Here is a 24,930-nt window from a genome sequence, read left to right as displayed (position 1 = left end):
TCAGCGGAGGTCGTCGGTCGCGCTGTAGATCGGCGTCGTCGCCACCCGCAGCGTCGGCAGACCGAGGCTCACCCTCGCCGGCCGAGCCGAGGAGGCGCGGGTCGCGTCACCCCCGGACGGCACCCCGCACGAGGCGGCCTGCGCGGCGTCCCAGGCGTCGCCCGCACGCGTGCGACGGACCTCGTAGAGGGACTTCCGGCCGTCGACCGCATCGGCGAGCAGGTAGAACGGAGCGGCGTCGGTGACTCGCACCCGGACCACGTCGCCGGGGCGTGGGACCGGACGCCCCGGGGGCACCTCGAAGTGGACGAGACGGCTGTCTTCCGCACGCCCCGAGAGACGATGCGTGGAGGCGTCCTTCCGACCCTCGTCGGAAGCCACCAGGACTTCGACCGTGCGGCCGACCTGGCGACGGTTCTCTTCGGCGGAGATGCGGTCCTGGAGGGCGGTGAGGCGCTCGAACCGTTCTTGCACGACGGCCTTCGGGATCTGGTCGGCCATCTCGCCGGCCGGCGTCCCGGGACGCACCGAGTACTGGAAGGTGAACGCGGAGGCGAACCGGGACCGCTCGACGACCCGGAGGGTCTCGGCGAAGTCGTCCTCTGTCTCGCCGGGAAAGCCGACGATGATGTCCGTGCTGATCGCGGCCTCGGGCATGGCCGCACGCACACGGTCGATGATGCCGAGAAACCTCTCGCTGCGGTAGCTACGCCGCATGGCTCGCAGCACCCGGTCGGAACCCGACTGCAGGGGCATGTGCAACTGGGGCATGACGGAAGGGGTCTCGGCCATGGCGGCGATCACGTCGTCGGTGAAGGACGCCGGGTGGGGGCTGGTGAACCGCACCCGCTCGAGCCCGTGGATCGTCCCGACGGCACGCAGCAGCTTGCCGAAGGCGAACCGGTCACCGAACTCGACACCGTACGAGTTGACGTTCTGTCCGAGCAACGTGACCTCGACGGCACCGTCGTCGACCAGTGCCTTCACCTCGGCCAGGATGTCGCCCGGCCGTCGGTCTTTCTCCTTGCCCCGGAGCGACGGCACGATGCAGAACGTGCACGTGTTGTTGCAGCCGACCGAGATCGAGACCCAGCCGCTGTGCGTCGAGTCACGTTTGGTCGGCAGGGTCGAGGGGAAGACGTCGAGCGATTCGAGGATCTCGAGCTGCGCCTCGTCGTTGTGGCGCGCCCGCTCGAGGAGAGTGGGCAGGGCGCCCATGTTGTGTGTGCCGAAGACCACGTCGACCCAGGGTGCCTTGTCGAGGATGACGTCCTTGTCTTTCTGGGCCAGGCACCCCCCGACGGCGATCTGCATGCCCTCGTGTCTCTTCTTCAGGCCCGCCAGCGTACCCAGCGTTCCGTAGAGCTTCTTGTCGGCGTTCTCGCGCACCGCACAGGTGTTGATGACGACGATGTCGGCCTCGTCTCCACCGGCGGGTACGTAACCGGCCGCCTCGAGCGAGCCACTGAGACGCTCGGAGTCGTGGACGTTCATCTGACACCCGAAGGTGCGCACTTCGTACGTACGGGCCCGGTCGTCGACGGGCGAGAGGTCAGGGATGGTGGCGACCGTCGTCATGGTGACTCAGTGTAGATCGCCACCACCCTCGAGAGGCTCACTCGAAGCGGACGCCGCCGCGGGCGCTGCCGCCACGGGGCAGGGCCTTCTCGATGGCGCGGCGGACGACCTCGGAGCGGTAGCCCCGGCGCATCAGGTAACCGTTGAGGCGACGTTCGGCCGTCTCGCGGTCGAGGCCACGCAACGACCCGGCCCGCTTGCGCGCCCACTCGTCGGCACGCTCTTGCTCTTCGTCGTCGTCGGTGTCGGACAGGGCCTCGTCGATGACCGACGGGTCGATGCCCCGCGCTCGGAGTTCGGACGTCACAGCACCCCGGCCGAGACCCTTGCGCTCTTGCTTCGACCGCACCAGCGTGGCGGCCAATTCGGTGTCGTCGAGCAGACCGACCCGCTCGAGTCGAGCGATCTCGTGGGCCACGACCGACTCGTCGAGGTCACGGGACAGCAGGAGCTTCTCCATCTCGTGAGAGGACACTCCACGACGGGAGAGGGCGTGCAGGCTGACGTTCTCGGCACGCCGCTGCTGCGCTTCGAGGTCTTCGGGGCCGTCATCCGGCTGGTCGTCGAAACCGGACGCCTTGGGCCGGCCCGCGGCCCCGGCCCGAGAGCCCCGGACGGAAGGATGGTCGGCCTCAGAGGCCGAGGAGGACGTGCCGCCGACCCAGTGGGCACTGATGGCCGTGAGCACGCCCTCGGCACCCTGCGTCGAGCGACCGGGAGATGTCGTGTCGTCCGTCATCTCGGCGACACGCGAGCCGCCCGCGTCGCCGAAGAGAGGAGTGACGGGCGCAAGCCGCCCGGTGTCGGTACCGTCGGCAGACGGGCCCGACACCGAAGGGTCGTCGTCGTGCGAGGTCATGCGCCCTTTCGAGCGGCGATCTTCGCCTCGATCGATTCGACGGGTGCCTCGACGGGCTTGGCACCGCCGACTCCGAGCTTGGCGAGGATCTTCTGCTCGATCTCTTGCGCGATGGCGGCGTTCTTGATGAGGAAGTTGCGCGAGTTCTCTTTGCCCTGGCCGAGCTGGTCGCCGTCGTAGGTGTACCAGGCACCCGACTTGCGGACGATGCCGTGCTCGACACCGAAGTCGATCAGGCTGCCCTCGCGCGAGATGCCCACGCCGTAGAGGATGTCGAACTCGGCCTGCTTGAAGGGCGGGGCCATCTTGTTCTTGACGACCTTGACACGGGTGCGGTTGCCGACCGCGTCGGTACCGTCTTTCAGCGTCTCGATGCGCCGGATGTCGAGGCGGACGGACGCGTAGAACTTGAGCGCCTTGCCACCGGCCGTCGTCTCGGGGCTGCCGAAGAAGACACCGATCTTCTCGCGCAGCTGGTTGATGAAGATCATGGTGGTGCCGGTCTGGCTGAGTCCACCGGTCAACTTGCGCAACGCCTGAGACATGAGTCGAGCCTGAAGGCCGACGTGCGAGTCACCCATCTCGCCCTCGATCTCGGCACGCGGCACGAGGGCGGCGACCGAGTCGATGACGACGAGGTCGATCGACCCCGAACGGACGAGCATGTCGGCGATCTCGAGCGCCTGCTCGCCGGTGTCGGGCTGCGACACCAGCAGGGCGTCGATGTCGACGCCGAGCTTCTTGGCGTACTCGGGGTCGAGGGCGTGCTCGGCGTCGATGAAGGCGGCGATGCCGCCGTTGCGCTGGGCGTTCGCGATGGCGTGCAGGGTCAGCGTCGTCTTGCCCGACGACTCCGGACCGTAGATCTCGACGATGCGGCCGCGGGGGATGCCACCGATGCCGAGAGCGACGTCGAGGGCGATCGAGCCGGTGGGGATCACCGCCACGGGAGCACGCTCGTCGCTGCCGAGGCGCATGACGGCGCCCTTGCCGAACTGTCGGTCGATCTGGGCGAGAGCCGTCTCGAGGGCCTTCTCGCGGTTTTCGGCTGAGGGCATGTCGTTCTCCTTCGTGGTGGTCGTCCGTGCGCCTGTAGGCTGTCGCGTCGACGTCGACCGGTGGTGCAGGGTCGTCGTCGCTACGACAAGGCTGGTGTCGCCGGCATGTGCCGGCGACGCGGGACGTCGATGCGAGAAACGCTACGGGCCACCCCCGACATCGCGGTGGCGGTGACGGCCCGACGTGTAGAACTCGATCGTCCACGTCCTTGTGGAGGACGCTACCATCCGCCCGAACACGTGTTCGACCCATCGTCCCGGCGTGTCGAACACACACGCGAGCGAGCTGCGCCTCAGCTCGTCGGTTCGGGGAGCCCGACACCGTGACGACGGGACACCGGGACACCCTCGGCCTCGCAGAGCGCCAGCCACACGTCGCGGGGCGACTCCCCCTGGGCGATCGCCTGTTCGGCGGTCCGGTCACCGAGGGACTGGATCACGAGGTCTCGGGTGATCACCCGGCCGTAGGCGTCTCCGAACTCGTCCTCGACGGCTCGGGCGAACTCGCTCTTGCGCATCAGACGAGGGTACCCCGGACGACGAACGCCCCCGGCGTGAGCCGGGGGCGTTCGGAAGGACGTCGGGCGGTCAGCGCACCGCGAGGTCGGAGTCGAACTCGGCGACGAGGTCGTCCGGCAGGGTGTCGGGGATCGGGTTGAGCCCCTCGATGACGGCCATGCGGTCGCCGACCTCGCGCATGATCACCGAGATGGGGGTCTCGAGCGCATCGGCGACGGAGGCCAGGATCTCTGAGCTCGCCTCTTTCTGGCCCCGCTCGACCTCGCTGAGGTAACCGAGGGCGACGCTCGCCTTGCTCGCGACCTGACGGAGCGTGCGGCCCTTCTGCAGACGGAAGTCGCGAAGGACGTCGCCGATTTCTTGACGTACCAGGACCATGGGGACCCTCCTTCGGGGACGACCCATCTGACGGGATGGTTTCAGATGGGGGAAGACGACTGGTGCTCGGACCGACTGACCACGACTGTAGCCATCGGGGACTGTGCACCTGTTGTGAACTCGAGAGATGTAACGAGACCGAAACCCGTGCTATTCCCTTGTCTCGGCCAACCATCGACCGAGCATCGCCAGGGATTCGGAGACCGTGCCGTTTCGGATGGCCCGTCGGTCACCCGAGAGCGAGAGCTCGACTACCCGGACCTCCCCGGGCACCGCCAGACCGACGAAGACCGTGCCGGGTTCGTGTCCGCCCTGGGGGTCGGGGCCCGCGACGCCGGTGGTCGCGAGTCCGATGTCGGCGGCCTGCCCGTCGACCGCGAGTCGGTCACGAACCCCGGTCGCCATGGACGTGGCCACGTCGCGATGTACCGGCCCGTGACGCGCGAGCAGCCCTGCGTCGACCCCGAGCAGGGTGTGTTTGAGCTCGGTCTGGTACGCGACCACCCCACCCCGGACGACCGCCGAGGCACCCGGCACGGAGACGAGTTCGGAAACCAGGGCACCCCCGGTGAGGGACTCGGCCACGGCGATGGTCAGACGTCGGTACGTCAGCTCGGCGACGACGTCGGCCGCCAGCGTCACACCCCGGCCCTGCCGTGCCTCAGCGCCACACGCATGTAGTCAGCACCGGAGAGGAGGGTGGCGACCGTGGCGGCCGTCATGAGAGCGCCGTTGACCCAATGCATGCCCTCACCGAAGACGTTCCAGAGGGGAAAGAGCGCCAGCGTCACCGCGACGGCCTGCAGCACCGTCTTGATCTTGCCGCCACGGGACGCCGGGATCACGCGGTCACGCAGGACGGCGAACCGGTAGACGGTGATGCCGACCTCGCGAACGAGGATCAGTGCGGTGACCCACCACGGCAACTCGCCGAGGATGGTGAGCGAGACGAGCGCTCCGCCGATGAGGACCTTGTCGGCGATCGGGTCGACGATCTTGCCGAAGTCGGTGACGAGGTCGAGACCGCGCGCGAGCATGCCGTCGAGGCTGTCGGTGAGGATCGCCACGACGAAGAGGGCCGCGGCCCAGACGCGGAGCGAGCCGTCCGCTCCGTCGTCGATCAGCAACCACGCGATGAAGAGCGGCGCCATGAGGATGCGCACCACCGTGATCACGTTCGCGATGTTGCCCGTGCTGGCGGGGCCCGGACCCTTCGACGCGAAACGACCGCGGAACGAGAACGCCGAACGCGGGGCGCCCGGGCCGGTGGCGTCGTGCTGGCTCATGATCTAGTCCCTGCCCGTCAGATGCCACGCGTCTTCGGCGCCGGCGGCGTCGTCGTCTTCGGCGTATCCGCGGGTCATGGCCTCGACCGGGTCGTCGTCGTAGTCCCCCGACTCGGCACGCGTGGCGGACGCAGCACCCGAGGAGGCGCGACCAGCACCGGACCCGGCCGCCGCGTCACCCCCGCGCAGCTTGGCGAGCACGCCCGGGAGCTGCTCGGTCGTGACGAGCACGTCGCGAGCCTTCGACCCCTCGGAGGGGCCGACGATGTCACGTGATTCCATGAGGTCCATGAGGCGGCCGGCCTTGGCGAAGCCGACCCGGAGCTTGCGCTGGAGCATCGAGGTCGAGCCGAACTGCGTGCTGACGACCAGCTCGGCGGCGGCGAGCAACAACTCGAGGTCGTCGCCGATGTCGCCGTCGATCTCACGCTTCTCGACCACGGCGGCGACGTCGGGACGATAGTCGGGACGCGCCTGACGAGTGACGTGGGCGACGACCTGGGCGATCTCGTTCTCTTGCACCCAGGCCCCCTGCACGCGCATGGCCTTGGAGGCCCCCATGGGGAGGAAGAGCCCGTCGCCCTGACCGATCAGCTTGTCGGCCCCGGGCTGGTCGAGGATGACGCGCGAATCGGTGACGCTCGAGACGGCGAAGGCGAAGCGCGAAGGGACGTTGGCCTTGATGAGGCCGGTCACGACGTCGACCGACGGTCGTTGCGTCGCGAGGACGAGGTGGATTCCGGAGGCGCGGGCGAGCTGCGTGATGCGCACGATGCTGTCCTCGACGTCGCGGGGAGCCACCATCATGAGGTCCGCCAGCTCGTCGACCACCACGAGCAGGTAGGGATAGGGCTTGAGCTTCCGCTGGCTGCCGGCCGGGAGCACGATCTCGCCACCGACGACGGCGCGGTTGAAGTCGTCGATGTGGCGGAAACCGAAGCTGGCGAGGTCGTCGTACCTCATGTCCATCTCTTTGACGACCCACTGCAAGGCTTCGGCGGCCTTCTTGGGATTCGTGATGATGGGGGTGATGAGGTGCGGAACACCGGCGTAGATCGAGAGCTCGACGCGCTTCGGGTCGATGAGCACCATGCGCACGTCCGTGGGCTTGGCTCGCATCAACAACGAGGTGATCATCGAGTTGATGAAGCTCGACTTGCCCGAACCGGTGGCGCCGGCCACGAGGAGGTGCGGCATCTTGGCCAGGTTGGCCACGACGTACCCGCCTTCGACGTCCTTGCCGACGCCGATCGTGAGCGGGTGGACGCTCTTGCTCGCTGCCGAGGATCGCAGCACGTCACCGAGCGCGACGATCTCTTTGTCGGTGTTGGGGATCTCGACGCCGATCGCGCTCTTGCCGGGGATCGGCGAGAGGATGCGGACCTCGTTGGAGGCCACCGCGTAGGCCAGGTTCTTGGTCAAGGCGGTGACCCGCTCGACCTTGACGCCGGGGCCGAGCTCGATCTCGTAGCGCGTGACGGTCGGACCCCGCTTGAGGCCGGTCACTTTGGCGTCGACGTTGAACTGGTCGAGGACCAGGCTGATGGCGGCCACGATCGCGTCGTTGGCCTCGCTGCGCGCCTTGGCGGGTTCACCCACCGACAGGCTCGAGACGGCGGGAAGACGGTACGGCGCGCTCTCGACACCGTCGTCGACCGTGTCGAGCGAGGGCGGTGCGGGCTCGTCGGGGTCGACCGCGAGGAAGTCGGCGGCCGCGTCGCTGTCGCCCACGGGTTCGGCCGGCACGGTCGGGAGGACCGTGGTCGAGGCGGTGGGCTGCGTGGACGGAACGTCGAACCCCTGGGCCCGCACGGCGTCCTCGGCACGGTCGAGGTCGCCGAGGAGGTCGGCCGAGAAGACGTCGGTCGGAGCAGTCGGTGGCACATCGACTCCGGCAGAACCGGCCTCGGCTGCACCGACCGCAGCGGCACCGGCGCCCGCGTCGTCGGCGTCCGCTTCGAACACGGGCTTCTTGCGGCGGCGGCGACCGAGCGTCTCGGTCGGGGAGGTCTCGGCCGCACTCACCAGCGGGGTGTCGTACGCCGGGTCGTCCTCGCGCTGGTCTTTGTTGCGTCGCCACCAGGGCAACGACTCGGACTCGGCCAGGTCGACGAGGTCGGGGTCACCCTCGGCCCCGCCCGACGTCGAGGTCGTCTCACCGAACAGGTACGCGTAGAGCTCACCGAGCCGGCGGTGGATGCGGTTCGGCGGGGTCTTGGTGATGATGAGCAGCGAGAACGCCAGCAAGAGCACGACCAGAGGGACCGCGACCCACTCGGTGGCGAGGGCGACGAGCCAGGACGCGACGACCCAGCCCAGCACACCGCCACCCGTGGCGAGGGCGCGGAGCCCGGCCGCAGCTTCGGGCTGGCCGCCGAAGATGTGGCACAGGGCACTGATGGAGACGATCGAGAGACCGAGCCCGATGCCGATGCGGGTGTTGTCGTGGACGGATGCCGGGTGCCGGAAGAGCCAGCCCGCGAAGAGGATCATGATGACGGGCAGGGCGTACGCGACCCGCCCCACGAGCCCGCCGAAGGTGTACGCGTCGAACCCGACGGCGATCGGGCTGGTCGGGTTCAGCCACTCGACGACGGCACCGGCGATCGCGAGCAGCACGAGCAGGAACGGCACGCCGTCCCGTCGCTCGTCTTTGGCGAGCGACTCTTTGCCGAGCAGGCGGAACGCGCCCCCGGTGAGGTGCGCAAGTCCCATCCACGCCGCGACGATCGGACCAGGGCCCTCACGGACCGGATCGGGCTGGCGGGGTGCGGGCAGCTTCTTGGTCGCCTTCGTGGCGCCGGAGGTCTGCGACGCTCGCGACGACGAACGCGAGCGCGCAGTCGACTTGGTGGGCGTGGCCATGGGCTCCAAGGTACCTCTCAGCACCGACAGCGGCCGGAGGCCGTCCGGTGTGTGTCAGTAGCGGATGGCGTCGATCACCTTCACACGGATCGCCACGAGCGCCGGCAGGAGACCGGCCACGGCCCCGATCATCGTGGCCGACGCCAGACCGATCAGCGCCGCCTCGACGGGGAACGGCGGGAGGTCGCTAACGGCGCCCTGAGCGATGAAGCCCTGCACGGTCGGGTTCTCGACGACGAGGACGGCCACCATCACGCCCACGGCCCCCGCCACGACCGTGCCGACGACGCTCTCGAGCATGACCGAGAAGAAGACCCGAGGGGCCGTGGCCCCGAACGACCGACGCACGCCGATCTCACGGATGCGCTGACGGACGGTCACGAGGGCGATGTTGACCAGGCCGAGACCGCCGAGCAACAGCACCAGCACGCCGACCCCGGTGATGATCAACTTGATGGGGCCGAACGGGTCGGCGTCGCCGCCCGCGGCGTAGTCCTGCCGTGAGACGTCGACCTGGACGTCGTCACCGAGGGAGGCCCTCATGTCGGACGCCACCTGGGCGCTCAACGCGTCGCTGGCCGCGGGTGGCAGCCACATCTCGTACTGCGGGGTCTCGACGCCGTAGGTGGCCAGGGCGAGGTCGTACCCGGGGATCGGCAGCAGGTACATCTGAGGGCCGTCGTGCTCGGACGAGGCCGAAACACCCGTGACCACGAGCGTAGCCGAGTCGGCTCCCCGGACGAGCATGGTCGGATGTGATGCCAACGGCGGTGAGCCGAGCTGCCGCCAGAGCGCCTCGTTGACGATGACGGGCGGTGCGAGACGGGACGTGTCGGCGTCGCTGAACCACGCCCCCTCTGTCATGACGACGCGATGCATCTCGCCGTACGGGACGTCGACCGTGACGGCCCCCACCTCGGTCACGCCGTCCGCCAGCTGGACGGCGCGATTCCCGTACACGACGCGGCTCGTCTGCTCGATCCCGTACCGCGCCGTCGTCGTGGTGAAGGCGTCCTCGATCGCCTCGCTGCTCGGTGAGGTGGCGCCGTTCGAGTAGGCGTTGACGTAGTAGTTCGCGGGACGGCCACCGAACCGTTCGGCGTTCTCGCGAGAGGACTGCTCGGCGAGCCCACCGAGCGCGACCACGCCGGTCAGGGCCGCGACGGCGACGGCCACGCCGATCAGACTGAGCAACACGCGCAGCTTGTTGACGCGCAGCTCGGCCCAGGCCTCGGCGAAGGCCCCCACCACGTCGGCCACCGCGCGCCTCACGCGCCGACCTCGTCACGGAGGAGCGACGGGGACGCGGCCGGCGGGATCGTCGGTGTCGGCACGTCGAGAGCCCCGTCCACCGACGCCGAGAGGACGCCGGTGTCGAGCTGGTAATGCCTCGAGGCGCGGGCGGCGACGGCGAGGTCGTGGGTGATCGTGACCAGGGCGGCCTCGTTCTCGGTCGCGATGCCGTCGAGCAGCGTCATCACCCCGGCCCCGGTCTCGACGTCGAGCGCACCGGTCGGTTCGTCGGCCAGGATGACGCGAGGCCGCCGGACGAGCGACCGGGCAATCGCCACGCGCTGCTGTTCGCCGCCCGACAGGCGATGGGGCATGGAGTCCGCCCGATGGCCGAGGCCCACGCGCTCGAGCATCTCGCCCGCAATGGATCGGCGGCGCCAGAACTCGGAGCCGGACGCGTAGAGCAGCGGGGTCATGACGTTCTCGAGCGCCGTACGCCCCTGCAACAGGTTGAACTGCTGGAAGATGAACCCGACCTGGGCGCCTCTCAGCCGGTCACGTCGACCACGGCGGATCGAGCGGACGTCGACGTCGTCGAACCAGTGGGTACCCGTCGTGGGCTCGTCGATGAGCCCGAGGATGTTGAGCAACGTCGATTTGCCGGACCCCGATCGCCCCACGATGCTCACGTGCTCGCCCGCGTCCACCACGAGGTCGACGCCCGTGAGGATGTCCAGGGTCTGGTCGTCCGCGAGGGGCACCGTCTTGGTGACAGCCTCGAGCCTGATCAGGGACATCAGCTGCAGAGGTCCGCGCCCGTGGCGGGATCGACGCAGTCGCCCTGCGGAACGGCCGCAGCGCCCGGGACGAACTCGAGCACCAGGTCGCCCTCGGCCAGACCACCCGTGACCTCGACGTTCGTGCCGTCGTTGATGCCGAGGGTGACGTCGCGCTTCTCGCTGGTACCGTCCGCGCCGACGACCGAGACGACGCCCTTGCCGGCGGCGCCCTCGACGGCGGTGAGGGGCACGGTGAGCACGTCGGTGGCGACTCCGGCCGGGATGGTCAGCTTGGCGGCGAGCCCGCTGAACACGGTGACGTCGGCGGGGACGATGCAGGAGACGCTCTGCCCCGACGAGTCCCCCGTCGGCGCGGAGGCGTCGCCGCTCTCGCCGGTACCGGACGACGACGAGGCTCCGGTCCCGATCGCCAGTGCCGTGCACGGGAACGGTGCCGGGCCGCCGGTGATCGCGACGGACCCCTCGGCCGGTCGACTGACGAGACGGTAGAGCTGATCGGCGGCCAGCGATCCCGTCACGTGGAACGTAGGAGGCGCGACCTGCGCCACGGCGTCGCCCACGACGACCGACTGGTCTTTGATGACGGCGACCGACGTGACCGTGCCTGCGACGGGTGCCGTGATGACGGCCGTCTTCACGATCGGCTTGCGTTCTGTCACCGTGCCGTCGGCGGCCACGAGCGGCTCCTGCGGCGTCTCGGACCGGAGGGTGGCGAGCCGGTCCCCCGCGGCGACCGCCTGCCCCTTGACGACGTCGACGCCGGTGACCGTGCCCGCGAGCGTCGCGGGCACGGGTGTCGCCGGGTCGGCGACCACGGTGGCGTCGACGACCACGTCGTTGGTGATCGTGCCGACGGCGACGGCGACCTGCGGTTCGACGAGTTCGCCGGTCGGGACGGTGACCGTGTCGTCGCCGGCCGCGGGTGCCGCGAAGAACGCGAGCTTGACGAGTGCCGCGGCGATGGCGACGAAGATCAGGATGCGGAGGATCGGAAAGACCCAGACTTTGGCGATACGCACGGCTACCCCCGGTCGATGTACTGACGTGTCAGACATCACCGTAGCGAGACACACGGCATCGCCGCCTCAACCCCGAGGATGAACCGGGAGCGGAAAGCTCCTCCCCGATGCCGGTGGTCCGTCCTTCTGTCCGGAGACGGCGACGGCGACGGCCCACGGGGTCTCCCCCGCGGGCCGTCGCCGTGGACGTGTGACTCAGGCGCTGATGACCACCGGCACGATCATCGGGCGACGACGGTGCTGCGTGTTGACCCAGCGACCGACCGTGCGACGCACGACCTGGCTGAACGCGTGCGTGTCGCGCGTGCCGTTCTCGGCGGCCTCGGTGAGGGCCGCGATGATCTTCGGCTTGACGTCGTCGAACACCCGCTCGTCTTCCGCGAAGCCTCGCGACTGGATCTCGGGTCCGACCACGACACGGCCCGTCGACGCGTCCATCGCGATGAAGACCGAGATGAAGCCTTCTTCGCTCAGGATGCGACGGTCCTTCAGGTCGGCGTCGGTGATCTCGCCGACGGTCGAGCCGTCGACGTAGACGTAGCCGATGTCGAGCTGGCCGACGACCTTCGCGACTCCGTCGCGCAGGTCGACGACGATGCCGTCCTCACCCAGGATCGTGTTCTTCTGCGGCACGCCGGTCCGGACCGCCAGCGCGGCGTTCGCGTAGAGGTGGCGGTGCTCGCCGTGGACGGGCATGACGTTCTTCGGCCGCAGGATGTTGTAGCAGTACAGCAGTTCGCCGGCCGAGGCGTGTCCCGAGACGTGCACCTTGGCGTTGCCCTTGTGCACGACCTTGGCCCCGAGCTTCGTGAGACCGTCGATCACTCGGTAGACCGCGTTCTCGTTGCCCGGGATCAGGCTCGACGCGAGGATGATCGTGTCGTCGGCGCCGATCTCGATCTGGTGCTCGAGGTTCGCCATGCGGGCGAGGACGGCCATCGGTTCGCCCTGTGACCCCGTGCTCATGTAGACGATGCGGTCGTCGGGCAGGTCTTTGGCCTTCTTGGCGTCGATCAGGACACCGTCGGGCACCTTGAGGTAGCCCAGGTCGGCCGCGATGCCCATGTTGCGGACCATCGAGCGCCCCATGAAGGCGACGCGACGGCCGTTGGCGTGCGCGGCGTCGAGCACCTGCTGGACGCGATGCACGTGGCTGGAGAAGCTCGCGACGACCACGCGGCGGGGGGCCCGACGGATCACGTCGTCGAGCACGGGCCCGATGTCGCGCTCGAGCGCGGTGAACCCGGGCACGTCGGCGTTCGTCGAGTCGGGCAGGAACAGGTCGACGCCCTCTTCACCGAGGCGGGCGAACGCGCGAAGGTCGGTGATGCGGTCGTCGAGCGGCAGCTGGTCCATCTTGAAGTCGCCGGTGTGCAACACGGTGCCCGCCGAGGTGCGGATGGCGACGGCGAGAGCGTCCGGGATCGAGTGGTTCACCGCGATGAACTCGAGGTCGTACGGCCCGAGGGACTCGCGCCCGCCCTCTTTCACGGCGAGGGTGTAGGGAGTGATGCGGTGCTCTTTGAGCTTCGCCTCGATGAGCGCGAGCGTCAGCTGCGAGCCGATCAGGGGGATGTCTTTCCGGAGGCGCAGCAGGTAGGGCACGGCGCCGATGTGGTCCTCGTGACCGTGCGTCAACACGACGGCCAGGATGTCGTCGAGGCGATCGCGGATGGGCGAGAAGTCGGGCAGGATCAGGTCGACTCCGGGCTGGTGCTCTTCGGGGAAGAGCACGCCGCAGTCGACGATGAGCAGCTTGCCGTCGATCTCGTAGACCGTCATGTTGCGGCCGATCTCGCCGAGTCCACCGACGGGGATCACGCGGAGCGTGCCCTGGGCGAGATCTCGGGGAGCGTGGATTGTCGTGGGCATCTGTTCCTTCGGTTGAGGTGGGGCTCGTGCCCCGGTGTGCGGGAGGTGCGTGGCCGACGACGTCGTCGGCGGCGATCAGGAGGTCAGCGCGTGGTGCCGTGGACCTTGGGCAGCGCACCACCGGCGGCGGCGTTGCGGTCGGGGCGGAAGCGGCCGAGGTCGAGGCCGGGGATCGAGCCGACGTGCGACAGCTCGTCTTCGATCAGGGCGGCCTCGCTGTCTTCGGGGCCCACGAGCGGCAGGCGGACCCGGGGGCTCGAGATGCGCCCGAGGCCGTGCAGGATGTACTTCGCCGCGACCGTGCCGGGCACGTGGGTCATGACGGCGCGCACGAGGGGCTCGAGCATCTGGTGCGCCTCGGTCGCCGTGTGCAGGTCGCCCGCGTTCACGGCGTCGACGATGGTGCGGTAGGGCGCCGCGGCGATGTTCGCCGTGACGCCGATGAGCCCCGAGGCGCCGATGGCGAGGTGCGGCAGCACGTTCGCGTCGTCGCCCGAGAAGTAGAGCAGGTCGGTCTGGTTCAGGACGCGGCTGACCTCGGCGAAGTCGCCCTTGGCGTCCTTCACCGCGACGATGTTCGGGTGCTTGGCGGCCCGCAGCAGCGTCTCGTACTTGATCGGGATGCCGGTGCGGCCGGGGATGTCATACAGGATGACCGGCAGGTCGGTCGCGTCGGCGATCATGCGGAAGTGCGTCAGCACTCCGGCCTGCGTGGGCTTGTTGTAGTACGGCGTGACGATCATGACGCCGTCGGCGCCGGCTTTCTCGCTGGCCTTGTAGAGCTGGATGGCGTGCGCGGTCTCGTTCGACCCTCCGCCCGTGATGATCTTGGCCCGACCGGCGGCCACCGACTTGCCCACCTCGACGAGACGGAGCTTCTCGGGGTCGGTGAGCGTGCTGGTCTCGCCGGTGGTACCGGTGACGACGATCCCGTCGGCCCCGGCGGTGATGCAGTCGTCGATGTGCTTCTCGACGGCCGGCCAGTCGACCTCGCCGTCAGCGGTGAACGGCGTCACGAGGGCGACGAGGACCTGACCGAAGGGGTTGTTGATGTTCGACACGCCCTCCAGCGTACTGTCTCGCATCGGGCCGACCTCCCCTGGGAGCTTCCGACACCCCGCCTGGGAGGCGCGGGTGCCGTCATCGAGGACGACCGTCAGGGGGCCACGCGCCCGTTGGCCCCGAACGCCGCGTAGGTCAGAGGCATGAGCTCGGCCCAGAGGTCTTCCATCTTCTCGGCGCACATCTCGATCTCGCGCTGCGGGAACGACGGGAAGTGCGTGCCCTCGCGCTTGGTCCGCAGGCTGAGGAAGTTCATCAGCGACCGGGCGTTCACGGTGACGTACATCGACGAGTAGATGTTCAACGGCAGCACGATGCGGGCGACCTCTCGTGCGATGCCGGCGTCGAGCATGCGCTGGTAGGCCTCGAACGCCTGGGTCGAGGCGGCTCGGGTGGCCTCGTCGACGAGAGCCGACTGCTCGGGCGTGCCGGGCAGGAAGTCGTACGCGCCGGGCTTGCCGACCTGCTGCAGGTTGCGGGTCGGGGCGGGCACGTAGAAGACGGGGTTGAGCTCGCGGTAGCGGCCGCTCTCTTCGTTGTAGCTGGCCATGCGGTGCCGCATGAACTCGCGGAACACGAAGATCGGCGCCTGCACGTAGAAGGTCATCGAGTTGTGCTCGAACGGCGAGCCGTGGCGGTCGCGCATCAGGTAGTTGATGAGGCCGGCGCCCTTGGTCGCCTGGGCGCCGTCGGCCGACGCCTGCGCGCCGTCGAGGGTCAGCTCGCCCATGGTCGAGACGCGTGCGGCGAACAGCACGTCGGAGTCGTGGGCGCTCGAGCGGACGAGCTCGACGGTGACGTCGGAGCGGAACTCGGGGGTCTTGGCGGAGGGCACGGCGGGGGTGGCTTCGGTCTCGGACACGGCGTCGACTCTACCTCGGTGGACCGCCCCGACGAGAAGCGCGGCACGGACCGACGGACGCTCCCCCAGCGGGCCGGAATACGGTGTCCCCATGACCGACGCACTCACCGTCCTGATCTCCGGCGCCAGCGGCATGATCGGCTCCGAACTGACCCGCCAGCTGCGCGAGGCCGGCCACCGCCCGCTCTCGTTGGTGCGTCACGAACCGCGCACCGAGGACGAGTACACCTGGGTGCCGAGTGCCGGCATCGTCGACCACGACCTGATCGCCCGCGCGGACGCCGTCGTGAACCTGGCCGGCGCCTCCTTGGGGCGTCTGCCGTGGACGGCCGGGTACAAGCGCGACATCCTCGAGTCACGCCTGGCCGCGACGTCGACGCTCGTCGAGGGCATGGCAGCGGCTTCGCAGGCGCCCACGACGTTCCTCAGCGGCTCGGCCGTCGGCGTCTACGGCGACCGACCCGGTGAGCGGTTGACCGAGTCGAGCGGCCGGGGCGAGGGGTTCCTCAGCGACGTCGTCGTCGCCTGGGAGGCCGCCGCCGAGAAGGCCCCCGAGGCCACGCGCGTCGTCACGTTGCGGACCGGCATCGTGATCGGACCCGGCGGAGGCGCGCTCAAGCCCCTGCTGCCCCTCACCAAGCTGGGCCTCGGCTCACGACTCGGCACCGGCGACCAGTTCTGGCCCTGGATCAGCCTGCACGACGAGGCCGCCGCGATCGTGCACCTGTTGACGTCGTCCGTGGCGGGGCCCGTGAACCTGGTCGGGCCCACACCGGCGACGAGTGACCTCGTCACCCGCACCCTGGCCTCGGACCTGCACCGCCCCTATCTGCTGGGCGTGCCCGAGGTCGTCATCTCGACGGCCATGCAGGAGGCCGGGCGCGAGATGCTGCTGCCCAGCCAGCAGGTCGTTCCCGAGGTACTGGAGCGCGACGGCTTCGTGTTCCGGCACCGCACGGTCGAGGACGCCCTGACGGCGTTCGTCGACGCCCTCTGACCGCTCGCCCCGCCCGGCCCCTCCGGATCAGCCGCCCGTCTCGCGTCGCAACGTGATGGCCCAACGCAGGGCCTGACGGGCCCGTCGGCGGTCGCCGCACGCGTCGTAGGCCAGGCCGAGCCGGAACCACGCGCGCCAGTCGTCGGGTGCCGCCTCGACGCCCGCCTTGTAGGCGGGGAACGCGGCGTCCGCCGCCTCGCGCTCGTACCGACCGGAGGCGCGGCGCGGCACGTCGTCGACCGGCAGCCCGCCCTCGGCCGCGAGTTGTTTGACGATCTCTTGCGTCCGCAGGCCGAAGCGCAGTTCGACCACCAGGGCGAACAAGCCCAGGAGGGGAAGGACGAGCAGGGCGATGCCGAGCGCGATCGCCACCGGCTCGCCGGTCGAGATGAACAGGACGGCCCGCTGGCCGACCAGCACGACGTAGAGCAGCAGGAGGAGCGCCATCACCAGCGCCGCGGTACGCCCCTTCACGACTCGAGGGGGAGCACGGCGTCGAGGCCCACGACGACCCCGGTGACGTCAGGGGCGGCCGCCATCGCGACCCGGAGCCCCTGTTCGTAAGCGCGCTGCGAGAGCGTGTCGTGCGTGATGGTGAGAGTCTCGCCTTCTCCGCCGAACACGACCTCTTGCTTGGCGACGACGCCGCGGAGGCGCATGCTGTGCACGGGCACACTCGCCACCTGCTGGCCCCTGGCCCGCTGGTCGGCGTGCGGAGCCGACACCGGACCGAGGTCGCGACGCGCCTCGGCGATGAGTTCAGCCGTGCGCACGGCCGTGCCCGAGGGCGAGTCGACCTTGCCCTCGTGGTGGGCCTCGACGATCTCGACGGACTCGTAGAAGCGAGCCGCCAGGGTCGCGAACCGCGTCGCGAGTACCGAACCGATCGAGAAGTTCGGCACCACCAGCACCCCTGGACCCCCCGCGTCGGCGACCACGGTCGAGAGCCGGGCCAGCCGCTCCGCGTTGTAACCCGAGGTGCCGACGAGGACCGGGATGCCCGCACGGACGACGTGCTCGACGATTCGGGGGCTGACGGCGGGATGCGTGACGTCGATGACCAGGTCGGCCCCGAGGACGCCGTCGAGGTCGTCGCGCGACGACAGACCGGCGTGCAGCTCGAGCCCCGGCGTGCGCTCGACGAGGTCGACGATGAACGAGCCGAGGGTGCCGGTGGCTCCCACCACGGCGATGCGCGAAGTCATGTCGTCCAACCTACCGGGGGCGACCGGACGGGGCCGGGGCCGCGACCTACGATGGTGGGCATGCCCCGGTTCCGCGAGACGGACGTCTCCTCCCCCGACGCCGCTGCCCTCCTGACCGAGTACTTCGCCGAACGCGAGAGCACGTTCCCCTCGGCCCAGGGCAGCTACACGACGACCCTTCCCGACGCGACGGCCTTCGTGCCACCGAGCGGGGTGTTCGTCGTCGTCGACGGCGATCCGGCGGGTCCGGACTCCGGTTCACCGTCCGCGGCGTCCGCGTGCGGCGGCATCCGACTCATCGCCCCCTCGGCCTCGGGTGCCGTGCGGTACGAGGTCAAGCACCTCTTCGTGAGACCCGCGGGCCGAGCGCGAGGCCTCGGGCGCGCCCTGCTCGATGAGCTCGAACGGCGGGCTGCCGCCTTCGGTGCCGGCGAGATCGTGCTCGACACCAACGACAGCCTCGCGGCCGCCGGAGGCCTCTACCGCAGCGCGGGCTACAGGAAGATCGAACCGTACAACGCGAACCCCAACGCCACGACCTGGTACGGCAAGACCGTCCAGGAAGGGACCACCTGAGGCACGGCCCGACCGTGGGCGGCCCGAAGGCCCGACGGATCAGAAGGGCTGTTCGACGGGCAACCCGGTGCGGAGCTCGACCGGGAGGTGGCCGAGGTCGTTGTGCGTCACCAGCTCGGGCGGCTTCGCCGATCGCACCCGGATGATCGTCAACCCGGCGTTCGCCTGGTTGACGCCCATCCATCGCCAATCGGGTGCGCCGAACACCTCGCGCACGAACCAGCCGATGACGAAGTTGTGCGTGATGAGCAGGTCGTGGCGGTCCTCCCTGGCCGGGGTGAGCCACTCGGCGACCGCGTCGGCCATCTGCGCCTGTCCGGCCTCGATCTGCTCGTCGGTCACACCGCCGAAGAACGGTTTGTAGGACGACGGCATGTCGGGCGTCGGCCCGGACGGGACGCAGTCGAACAACAGGGTCGAGGGTTGTGACTCGAGAGCCGGCATGCGCTCGGTCATGATGGCGGCCGTCTCTTCGGCACGCTCGAGCGGCGAGTGCCAGGCCGCGTCGAACGGGACGCCTCCGAGGCGCTCGGCGAGGAGGCGCACCTGGCGCTTGCCCCGTTCGCTGAGGGGACCGTCGGGCAGCCCGTGCTCGGCGTCCTGCTGTTCGCCGTGCCGGACGAGGTAGAGGTAGTGGGACACCGTCGTCTCCTGGTTCATCGAGGGATCGCTCCCGACGTCGTCGTCGGGACGGGGAAGGTCGTCTCGTCGACCTCGCCGACGACCACGGTCGACAGCGGGCCGGAGAGGAGTCGTGCCGCCAACGTCCGCACGTCGTCGGACGTGACCGCCTCGACGCGACCGAGGGACGTGTCGAGATCGACGAATTCTCCTGTCGTGATCTCGGCTCGGCCGAGGCGGTTCATGCGGGTGTCGCTGTCCTCGAGGGCGAGCGCCGCAGCGCCTCCGAGCTGGCCGAGGGCCCGGCGACGCTCGTCGTCGGTGATTCCGTCGGTCGCGAGACCGGCGAGCTCGTCGAGCATGAGACGCGCGACGTCACCGGCGTTGGCGGGAGTGCACCCCGCGTAGAGCCCGAACAGACCGGCGTCCGAGTAGCTCGGGGCGAACGAGTAGACCGAATAGGCGAGCCCGCGGCGTTCACGGACCTCTTGGAAGAGGCGGGACGACATGCCACCGCCGAGCACCGAGTTCAGCACGGCCAGGACGGGTCGGCGATCGTCACCGACGGAGATGCCCGGCAGGCCGAGGAGCACGGTGGCCTGCTCGAGGGGGCGCCGGATCACCTGCAGCGGTTCACCGGCGACGAGGTCGACGGCCGTGTCGTCGCGACGAGGCACGGGTGCCGCCGCGACGGTGGGCCATCCGGCCCGGTCGAGTGCCGCCGTCAACCGGCCGAGGGCACGCTCGTGGTCGACGGCGCCGGCGATCGACACGACGAGGTCTTGGGGGCGGTAGTTCGCCCGGTAGTGCCGGTCGACGTCGTCGCGGGTCGCGGCGCGGATGCTGTCGGGCGATCCACCGATCGGACGCCCGAGCGGGTGGTCGCCGAAGACCGACTCGAAGAGGCGTTCACCGGCCATGTCGGCGGGATCGTCGTCGGCCATGGCGAGCTCTTCGAGGATCACCCCGCGCTCGGTCTCGAACTCCACCGGGTCGAGGGTCGACGAGGTCACCATGTCGGTCAGCACGTCGATCGCGTCGTCGAGGTCGACGTCGCGAACCCGGGCGTAGTAGCAGGTGTACTCCTTGGCGGTCGCGGCGTTGTGCTCGCCGCCCACCGATTCGAACGACACCGCGATGTCGAGGGCGGAGCGTGTCGACGTGCCTTTGAACAGGAGGTGCTCGAGGAAGTGCGTCGAGCCCCGGTCGGCGTCGGACTCGTCGCGAGAACCGACCGCCACCCAGAGACCGATGGTCGCGCTGCGAGCCCCGGGCATGCGCTCGCTGAGCACTCGGACGCCGGAGGGCAGCACGGTGCGCCTCACGAGCGCGTCGCCCGTGGCGCGGAAGGAGATCTCGACCTCGTCGAGGGGGAAGGAGACAGGGCCGTTCATCACGTCGAGCCTAGGCGACCTCTCCTGCAACCGTCCGTGAGTCGCTCGACACGCCTGCCACCCGAACTGGGGGACGATCAGGAGGACAAACAGACCACTCTGTTTGTCCTCATCGGTGTTAGTGTGGATCAACCGACGTCGACTCCATCCCCCCTGACGGTCGTCGTCGGCGGCTGGTCGGACGTCGTCAGAAGGTCCGGAGCGCGCGTCCCCCCACGCGGCTTCAAGCCGAGACGTCCCAAGGAGCCACGCTGTGACGGTCGATTCCCCCCAACCGGCCGTCCAGCGTCTCCCTGGCCGGCCTCGCGCCGATTCGCCTCTTCCCGGTGCTCGGTCCAGGGTCCTCACGACCGCCGATCGTCTCTTCTACGACGAGGGAGTCCGCGTGGTGGGTGTCGACCGCCTGATCGCCGAGTCGTCGGTGACCAAGGCGACGTTCTACAAGCACTTCGGCGCGAAGGACACTCTCGTCCTCGAGTACCTCAGCGGTCGCCACGACCTCGAGGCCGCCGAGCTGGCTGCCCTGACCGAAGCCCACGACGGGGGTCGCGCGACCCTCGAGGCCTACCTCGACGCCGTCGTCGGTCGGCTGCAATCGGTGTCGTTCCGAGGTTCGGCCTTCGCGAACGCGGCGTCCGAGTTCAGTGACCCGACCCACCCCGTGCGCCTCGCCATCTCCGAGCACCATGAGTGGCTGACGGGCGAGATCGTCGCCCTCTTCAAGGCGGCGGGTCACCCCATGCCGGGCGACGCCGCCGACGATCTCGTGCTCGCCCTCGACGGCGCCCAGATGGGCGCGTACGCCGGCGACGCCATCGCCTCTGCGGCGTCCCTGCGTCGCACGGCCGAACGACTCCTCGCCGCCTGAGCCACCGGGTGACCGCATCGGACACGGAACACACGACCGGGTCGGTGTCGTCCGGTCGGCGGCAGGTCACGAGGCAGGCGCCTCGACCAGCGGTCAGGCGGAGGCGCGATCGAGGTCGAGCACCTGGTTGCGCGTGAGCTGGACCCGCGCGGCCTGCGCGAGCTCGTAGACCTGCTTCGCGTTCGTGGCACTGGCCACCGGCGCGACGACGTTCGGCTTGGCGAGCAACCACGCGAGCGCGATGGCGCCGCTCGAGACCTCGTGGACGGACGCGATGCGGTCGAGCTCGTGCACGACCTTCAGCCCTCTCTTGGACAGGTACTTCGCCAGCACACGACGTCGGGGGCTGTGCGCGAAGTCGGAGCGCGAACGGTACTTGCCCGTGAGGAATCCGCTGGCGAGGGCGAAGCGCGGCATCACCGCGAGGCGCTGCTGCGCGGCGACGTGTGACAGGCCCTTCTCGTACTCGACGCGGTCGAGCAGGTTGTACTGGTTCTGCAGCGCCACCATCGGGGCGATGCCGAGCATGCCCGCGGCGATGCGCGCCTCGTAGAGACGGTTGCCCGAGTGGTGGGACCCCCCGAACCAGCGGACCTTCCCGACCCTGATCAGATGGTCGACCGCCAGGAGCGTGCGCTCGAACGCCACCTCGGTGTCGTCCACGTGGAGGTACAACAGGTCGATGCGGTCGGTGCCGAGACGTTCGAGCGAGGCGTCGACGGCCCGCTCGATCGCCCGCGGGGTCAGACCGGGGTTGTCGGCGCTCTTGCCCACCTTGGTGGACACGACCATGTCGTCGCGTGATCGACGAGTGCGCATCCACGAGCCGATCATGATCTCGCTGCGGCCGCCTGCGTACGAGTCGGCGGTGTCGACGAAGTTGCCCCCGAGGTCGAAATAGGCGTCGAGCACCGAGGTGGTCTCGGCCTGGTCGGCCGTCCAACCGAAGACGTTGCCGCCGAGCGCCAGGGGGAAGACCTTGAGGTCGGACAGGCCGAGACGCCGGCGCGGCTGGATGATGCCGAGGTCGACGGGCACGGTGGGCTGAGCGGCCGAGGCACGGGCCGCGGCCGCCGCGACGGCGGCAGCAGCGGCGAAGTCGGACGTGGCTGAACGGGCGAGCTCCGCCGTCGTCTCGGTCACGCCGTCCCCTTCTCGTCGCGAACCCCCGATGCGTCTCTGTACGACCGCATGGGGTATGGTTCGCCCTCCACCGTCAAGAATACGACCCCACGACCGGTTTCCCGCGCCGCCGCACCCAATCGTTACGCCGTGTCGCCGCCCCGATCCGCGAGTCGCGCCTCCTCGTCGGTCCGCTCCCCCCGGAGAGGACGCGTCGACGGCGAAGGGCCCGCCCCGACCGAGGTCGGAGCGGGCCCTTCGTGACGTGGTGACTACGCGTCGACCGACTCGTCGGTCGACTGCTCGGTCGCTCCGCTCGAGTCGGTGTCGGCCTCGTCGGCCACGACCGGAGCGAGCGAGAGCTTGCCACGGTCGTCGATCTTGGTGATCTCGACGAGGATCTTCTGGCCCACGCCGAGGACGTCCTCGACGTTCTCGACCCGCTTGCCGCCGGCGAGCTTACGGACCTCGCTGATGTGCAGCAGGCCGTCCTTGCCGGGGAGCAGCGAGACGAACGCACCGAACGACGCGATCTTGACGACGGTGCCGAGGAACTGCTCGCCGATCTCGGGGTTGGTCGGGTTGGCGATCGCGTTGACCTGGGCACGTGCAGCCTCGGCCGACGGGCCGTCGACGGCGCCGATGTAGACGGTGCCGTCTTCTTCGATGCTGATGTCGGCGCCGGTCTCGTCCTGGATGGCGTTGATCGTCTTGCCCTTGGGGCCGATCAGCTCGCCGATCTTGTCCTGAGGGATCTGGACCGAGATCACGCGGGGCGCGGTCGGGGCCATCTCGTCGGGGGCGTCGATCGCCGAGTTCAGCACACCGAGGATGGCGGTGCGCGCCTCCTTCGCCTGCTTGAGGGCGGCGTCGAGCACGGCGGTCGGCAGACCGTCGAGCTTGGTGTCGAGCTGGATCGCCGTGACGAACTCGCTCGTGCCGGCCACCTTGAAGTCCATGTCGCCCAGGGCGTCCTCGGCGCCGAGGATGTCGGTCAGCGCCGCGTAGCGGGTCTGACCGTCGACCGTGTCGGAGACGAGACCCATGGCGATGCCGGCGACCGGGGCCTTGAGGGGCACACCGGCGTTGAGCAGCGACAGGGTCGACGCGCAGACCGAACCCATCGACGTCGAACCGTTGGAGCCGAGGGCCTCGGACACCTGGCGGATGGCGTAGGGGAACTCGTCGCGGCTGGGCAGCACCGGCACGAGGGCGCGCTCGGCGAGGAAGCCGTGCCCGATCTCGCGACGCTTCGGCGAACCCACACGGCCGGTCTCACCGGTCGAGTAGGGCGGGAAGTTGTAGTGGTGCAGGTAGCGCTTCTTGGTGACCGGGCTCAGCGAGTCGATCTGCTGCTCCATCTTGAGCATGTTCAGCGTCGTGACGCCCATGATCTGGGTCTCACCGCGCTGGAAGATGGCGGAGCCGTGCACACGCGGGATGACCTGGACCTCGGCGTCGAGCGGACGGATGTCGGCGAGGCCGCGACCGTCCATGCGGATCTGCTCGGTGAGGATGCGGTCGCGGACGACCTTCTTGGTCGCCGACTTGTAGGCGGCGCCGACCTGGCCGAGGGCCGTGTCGGGCAGCTCGCCCGCGTCGACCTTGGCGGCGATGGCGTCCTTGACACGGGACTTCAGCGCGTCGTCGGCGTCCTGGCGCTCGATCTTGCCGGCGATCTTGTAGACCTCGGCGAGCTCAGTGCCGGCGGCGGCCGTGACGGCCTCGAGCACCTCGTCGGTGTAGGGCAGGAAGACCGGGTAGTCGGCGATCTCTTTCGAGGCCTGCGCGGCCATGGCGGCCTGGGCGTCGACGAGCTGCTTGAGGAAGGGCTTGGCGGCCTCGAGCCCCTGGGCCACGATGGCCTCGTCGGGCTTGGTGGCGCCGCCCTGGATGAGACCCCAGGCGTGCTCGGTGGCCTCGGCCTCGACCATCATGATCGCGACGTCCTCGTTGCCGGCGGCGTCGGTGACGACACGGCCCGCGACGGTCAGGTCGAAGACGGCGTCGGCGAGCTGGCTGGCCTTGGGGAAGGCGACCCACTGGTCACCGATCAGGGCGAGGCGCACACCGGCGATGGGGCCGGAGAACGGCAGACCCGAGATCTGGGTGGAGGCGCTGGCGGCGTTGATCGCCAGGGCGTCGTAGAACTCGTCGGGGGCGATGCTGAGCACCGTGATGACGACCTGGACCTCGTTGCGCAGGCCCTCGACGAACGAGGGACGGAGCGGCCGGTCGATCAGACGGCAGACCAGGATGGCCTCGGTCGAGGGGCGACCCTCGCGACGGAAGAACGAGCCGGGGATCTTGCCCGCGGCGTACGAACGCTCTTCGACGTCGATGGTGAGCGGGAAGAAGTCGAAGTTGTCCTTCGGCTTCTTGCTGGCGCTCGTGGCCGACAGAAGCATGGTGTCTTCGTCGAGGTAGGCAGCGACGGCTCCCTGAGCCTGCTGGGCGAGACGACCGGTCTCGAATCGGATGGTGCGCTTGCCGAACTTGCCGTTGTCGAGGACGGCTTCGCCGAACTTGATCTCTGGACCCTCCATGTGGGGGCTACTCCTCTTTGTTTTGCATCGAGGCCCCGTGTGGGCATCGATGTGTACCGGGAGCGGGCGGCGTGGACGGCATGGCGACATGCACGTGCAACAACGCGACGGAGGCGGTGGCACGTCTGGCCAACAGTAGAAACGGTCGGACCCCGCACCCGACCCGGACGCTCGGCGTCGGTCGGGGCATTCCGCCTGTCACCACCGGTG

Annotated in this window: 23 protein-coding genes; 3 read left to right on the top strand and 20 right to left on the bottom strand. The window is 69.5% G+C overall.

Going from position 1 to position 24,930, the window contains the following annotated elements:
* From miaB to thyX, 14 genes are all read right to left on the bottom strand, one after another.
* Nucleotides 1-1,578 carry a tRNA (N6-isopentenyl adenosine(37)-C2)-methylthiotransferase MiaB gene (miaB, locus tag EDF50_RS15135; RefSeq protein WP_123520328.1) on the bottom strand — a complete coding sequence of 526 codons (1,578 nt, stop codon included), beginning with the start codon at nt 1,576-1,578 and terminating at the stop codon, nt 1-3.
* Between the two features lie 37 nt (nt 1,579-1,615).
* Nucleotides 1,616-2,437: a regulatory protein RecX gene (locus EDF50_RS15130; RefSeq protein ID WP_123520327.1), complete on the bottom strand. Its 822-nt coding sequence runs from the start codon at nt 2,435-2,437 to the stop codon at nt 1,616-1,618.
* The gene (gene recA / locus EDF50_RS15125) at nt 2,434-3,495 is read right to left on the bottom strand and encodes a recombinase RecA (RefSeq protein WP_043596683.1); all 1,062 of its coding nucleotides are present in this window, start codon (nt 3,493-3,495) and stop codon (nt 2,434-2,436) included. The genes EDF50_RS15130 and recA overlap by 4 nt, the downstream gene beginning before the upstream one ends.
* A gap of 293 nt (nt 3,496-3,788) precedes the next feature.
* Nucleotides 3,789-4,013: a DUF3046 domain-containing protein gene (locus tag EDF50_RS15120; protein WP_123520326.1), complete on the bottom strand. Its 225-nt coding sequence runs from the start codon at nt 4,011-4,013 to the stop codon at nt 3,789-3,791.
* A 70-nt stretch (nt 4,014-4,083) separates the two neighbouring features.
* Nucleotides 4,084-4,392: a helix-turn-helix domain-containing protein gene (locus EDF50_RS15115; RefSeq protein ID WP_043596680.1), complete on the bottom strand. Its 309-nt coding sequence runs from the start codon at nt 4,390-4,392 to the stop codon at nt 4,084-4,086.
* Between the two features lie 150 nt (nt 4,393-4,542).
* Nucleotides 4,543-5,034: a CinA family protein gene (locus tag EDF50_RS15110; protein ID WP_123520325.1), complete on the bottom strand. Its 492-nt coding sequence runs from the start codon at nt 5,032-5,034 to the stop codon at nt 4,543-4,545.
* Nucleotides 5,031-5,678: a CDP-diacylglycerol--glycerol-3-phosphate 3-phosphatidyltransferase gene (gene pgsA, locus EDF50_RS15105; protein ID WP_123520324.1), complete on the bottom strand. Its 648-nt coding sequence runs from the start codon at nt 5,676-5,678 to the stop codon at nt 5,031-5,033. The genes EDF50_RS15110 and pgsA overlap by 4 nt, the downstream gene beginning before the upstream one ends.
* Nucleotides 5,679-5,681: 3 nt before the next feature.
* A complete protein-coding gene (locus tag EDF50_RS15100) occupies nt 5,682-8,543 on the bottom strand; it encodes a DNA translocase FtsK (protein ID WP_123520323.1) in 2,862 nt (953 codons plus the stop codon).
* A gap of 54 nt (nt 8,544-8,597) precedes the next feature.
* On the bottom strand, nt 8,598-9,815 hold the full coding sequence (locus EDF50_RS15095) for an ABC transporter permease (RefSeq protein WP_123520322.1): 1,218 nt from the start codon (nt 9,813-9,815) through the stop codon (nt 8,598-8,600).
* Nucleotides 9,812-10,573 (bottom strand): ABC transporter ATP-binding protein, encoded by a 762-nt coding sequence (locus tag EDF50_RS15090; protein ID WP_123520321.1) that lies wholly within the window; start codon nt 10,571-10,573, stop codon nt 9,812-9,814. The genes EDF50_RS15095 and EDF50_RS15090 overlap by 4 nt, the downstream gene beginning before the upstream one ends.
* Nucleotides 10,573-11,595, bottom strand: coding sequence for an HlyD family efflux transporter periplasmic adaptor subunit (locus EDF50_RS15085; RefSeq protein WP_123520320.1), 1,023 nt, complete (start codon nt 11,593-11,595; stop codon nt 10,573-10,575). Before EDF50_RS15085 ends, EDF50_RS15090 begins: the two co-directional genes overlap by 1 nt.
* Nucleotides 11,596-11,790: 195 nt before the next feature.
* Entirely contained in the window at nt 11,791-13,467 is a 1,677-nt protein-coding gene (locus EDF50_RS15080) for a ribonuclease J (RefSeq protein WP_123520319.1), read from the bottom strand.
* 83 nt (nt 13,468-13,550) lie between these two features.
* Entirely contained in the window at nt 13,551-14,552 is a 1,002-nt protein-coding gene (gene dapA, locus EDF50_RS15075; protein ID WP_370454003.1) for a 4-hydroxy-tetrahydrodipicolinate synthase, read from the bottom strand.
* Between the two features lie 71 nt (nt 14,553-14,623).
* Entirely contained in the window at nt 14,624-15,391 is a 768-nt protein-coding gene (gene thyX, locus EDF50_RS15070; protein ID WP_233570668.1) for an FAD-dependent thymidylate synthase, read from the bottom strand.
* Between the two features lie 91 nt (nt 15,392-15,482).
* Here thyX and EDF50_RS15065 point away from each other — a divergent pair, with 91 nt between their 5' ends.
* A complete protein-coding gene (locus tag EDF50_RS15065) occupies nt 15,483-16,388 on the top strand; it encodes a TIGR01777 family oxidoreductase (RefSeq protein ID WP_123520316.1) in 906 nt (301 codons plus the stop codon).
* Between the two features lie 27 nt (nt 16,389-16,415).
* Here the strand turns inward: EDF50_RS15065 and EDF50_RS15060 are convergent, their stop codons facing one another.
* The gene (locus EDF50_RS15060) at nt 16,416-16,835 is read right to left on the bottom strand and encodes a tetratricopeptide repeat protein (protein ID WP_123520374.1); all 420 of its coding nucleotides are present in this window, start codon (nt 16,833-16,835) and stop codon (nt 16,416-16,418) included.
* A gap of 23 nt (nt 16,836-16,858) precedes the next feature.
* A complete protein-coding gene (gene dapB / locus EDF50_RS15055) occupies nt 16,859-17,593 on the bottom strand; it encodes a 4-hydroxy-tetrahydrodipicolinate reductase (protein ID WP_123520315.1) in 735 nt (244 codons plus the stop codon).
* Between the two features lie 60 nt (nt 17,594-17,653).
* Between dapB and EDF50_RS15050 the strand changes: the two genes are divergently transcribed.
* The gene (locus EDF50_RS15050; protein WP_123520373.1) at nt 17,654-18,169 is read left to right on the top strand and encodes a GNAT family N-acetyltransferase; all 516 of its coding nucleotides are present in this window, start codon (nt 17,654-17,656) and stop codon (nt 18,167-18,169) included.
* A 39-nt stretch (nt 18,170-18,208) separates the two neighbouring features.
* On the opposite strand, the gene EDF50_RS15045 is transcribed toward EDF50_RS15050, so the two are convergent.
* Nucleotides 18,209-18,811: a histidine phosphatase family protein gene (locus EDF50_RS15045; RefSeq protein ID WP_071257375.1), complete on the bottom strand. Its 603-nt coding sequence runs from the start codon at nt 18,809-18,811 to the stop codon at nt 18,209-18,211.
* Between the two features lie 14 nt (nt 18,812-18,825).
* Nucleotides 18,826-20,184, bottom strand: a complete 1,359-nt coding sequence (locus tag EDF50_RS15040; protein ID WP_123520314.1) for a pitrilysin family protein — start codon at nt 20,182-20,184, stop codon at nt 18,826-18,828.
* A gap of 253 nt (nt 20,185-20,437) precedes the next feature.
* On the opposite strand from EDF50_RS15040, the gene EDF50_RS15035 reads away from it, so the two are divergent.
* The gene (locus EDF50_RS15035) at nt 20,438-21,052 is read left to right on the top strand and encodes a TetR/AcrR family transcriptional regulator (RefSeq protein ID WP_123520313.1); all 615 of its coding nucleotides are present in this window, start codon (nt 20,438-20,440) and stop codon (nt 21,050-21,052) included.
* Nucleotides 21,053-21,145: 93 nt separating this feature from the next.
* Here EDF50_RS15035 and EDF50_RS15030 read toward each other — a convergent pair whose 3' ends face one another.
* Together EDF50_RS15030 and EDF50_RS15025 are read right to left on the bottom strand one after the other, a co-directional pair.
* Nucleotides 21,146-22,195, bottom strand: coding sequence for an aldo/keto reductase (locus EDF50_RS15030; RefSeq protein WP_123520312.1), 1,050 nt, complete (start codon nt 22,193-22,195; stop codon nt 21,146-21,148).
* A gap of 251 nt (nt 22,196-22,446) precedes the next feature.
* Nucleotides 22,447-24,720, bottom strand: a complete 2,274-nt coding sequence (locus EDF50_RS15025) for a polyribonucleotide nucleotidyltransferase (RefSeq protein WP_123520311.1) — start codon at nt 24,718-24,720, stop codon at nt 22,447-22,449.
* Nucleotides 24,721-24,930: the final 210 nt, after the last annotated feature.

The sequence above is a fragment of the Frigoribacterium sp. PhB24 genome, assembly GCF_003755185.1.
GTDB lineage: Bacteria > Actinomycetota > Actinomycetes > Actinomycetales > Microbacteriaceae > Frigoribacterium.
This window is presented reverse-complemented; position numbering and strand designations above follow the sequence as displayed.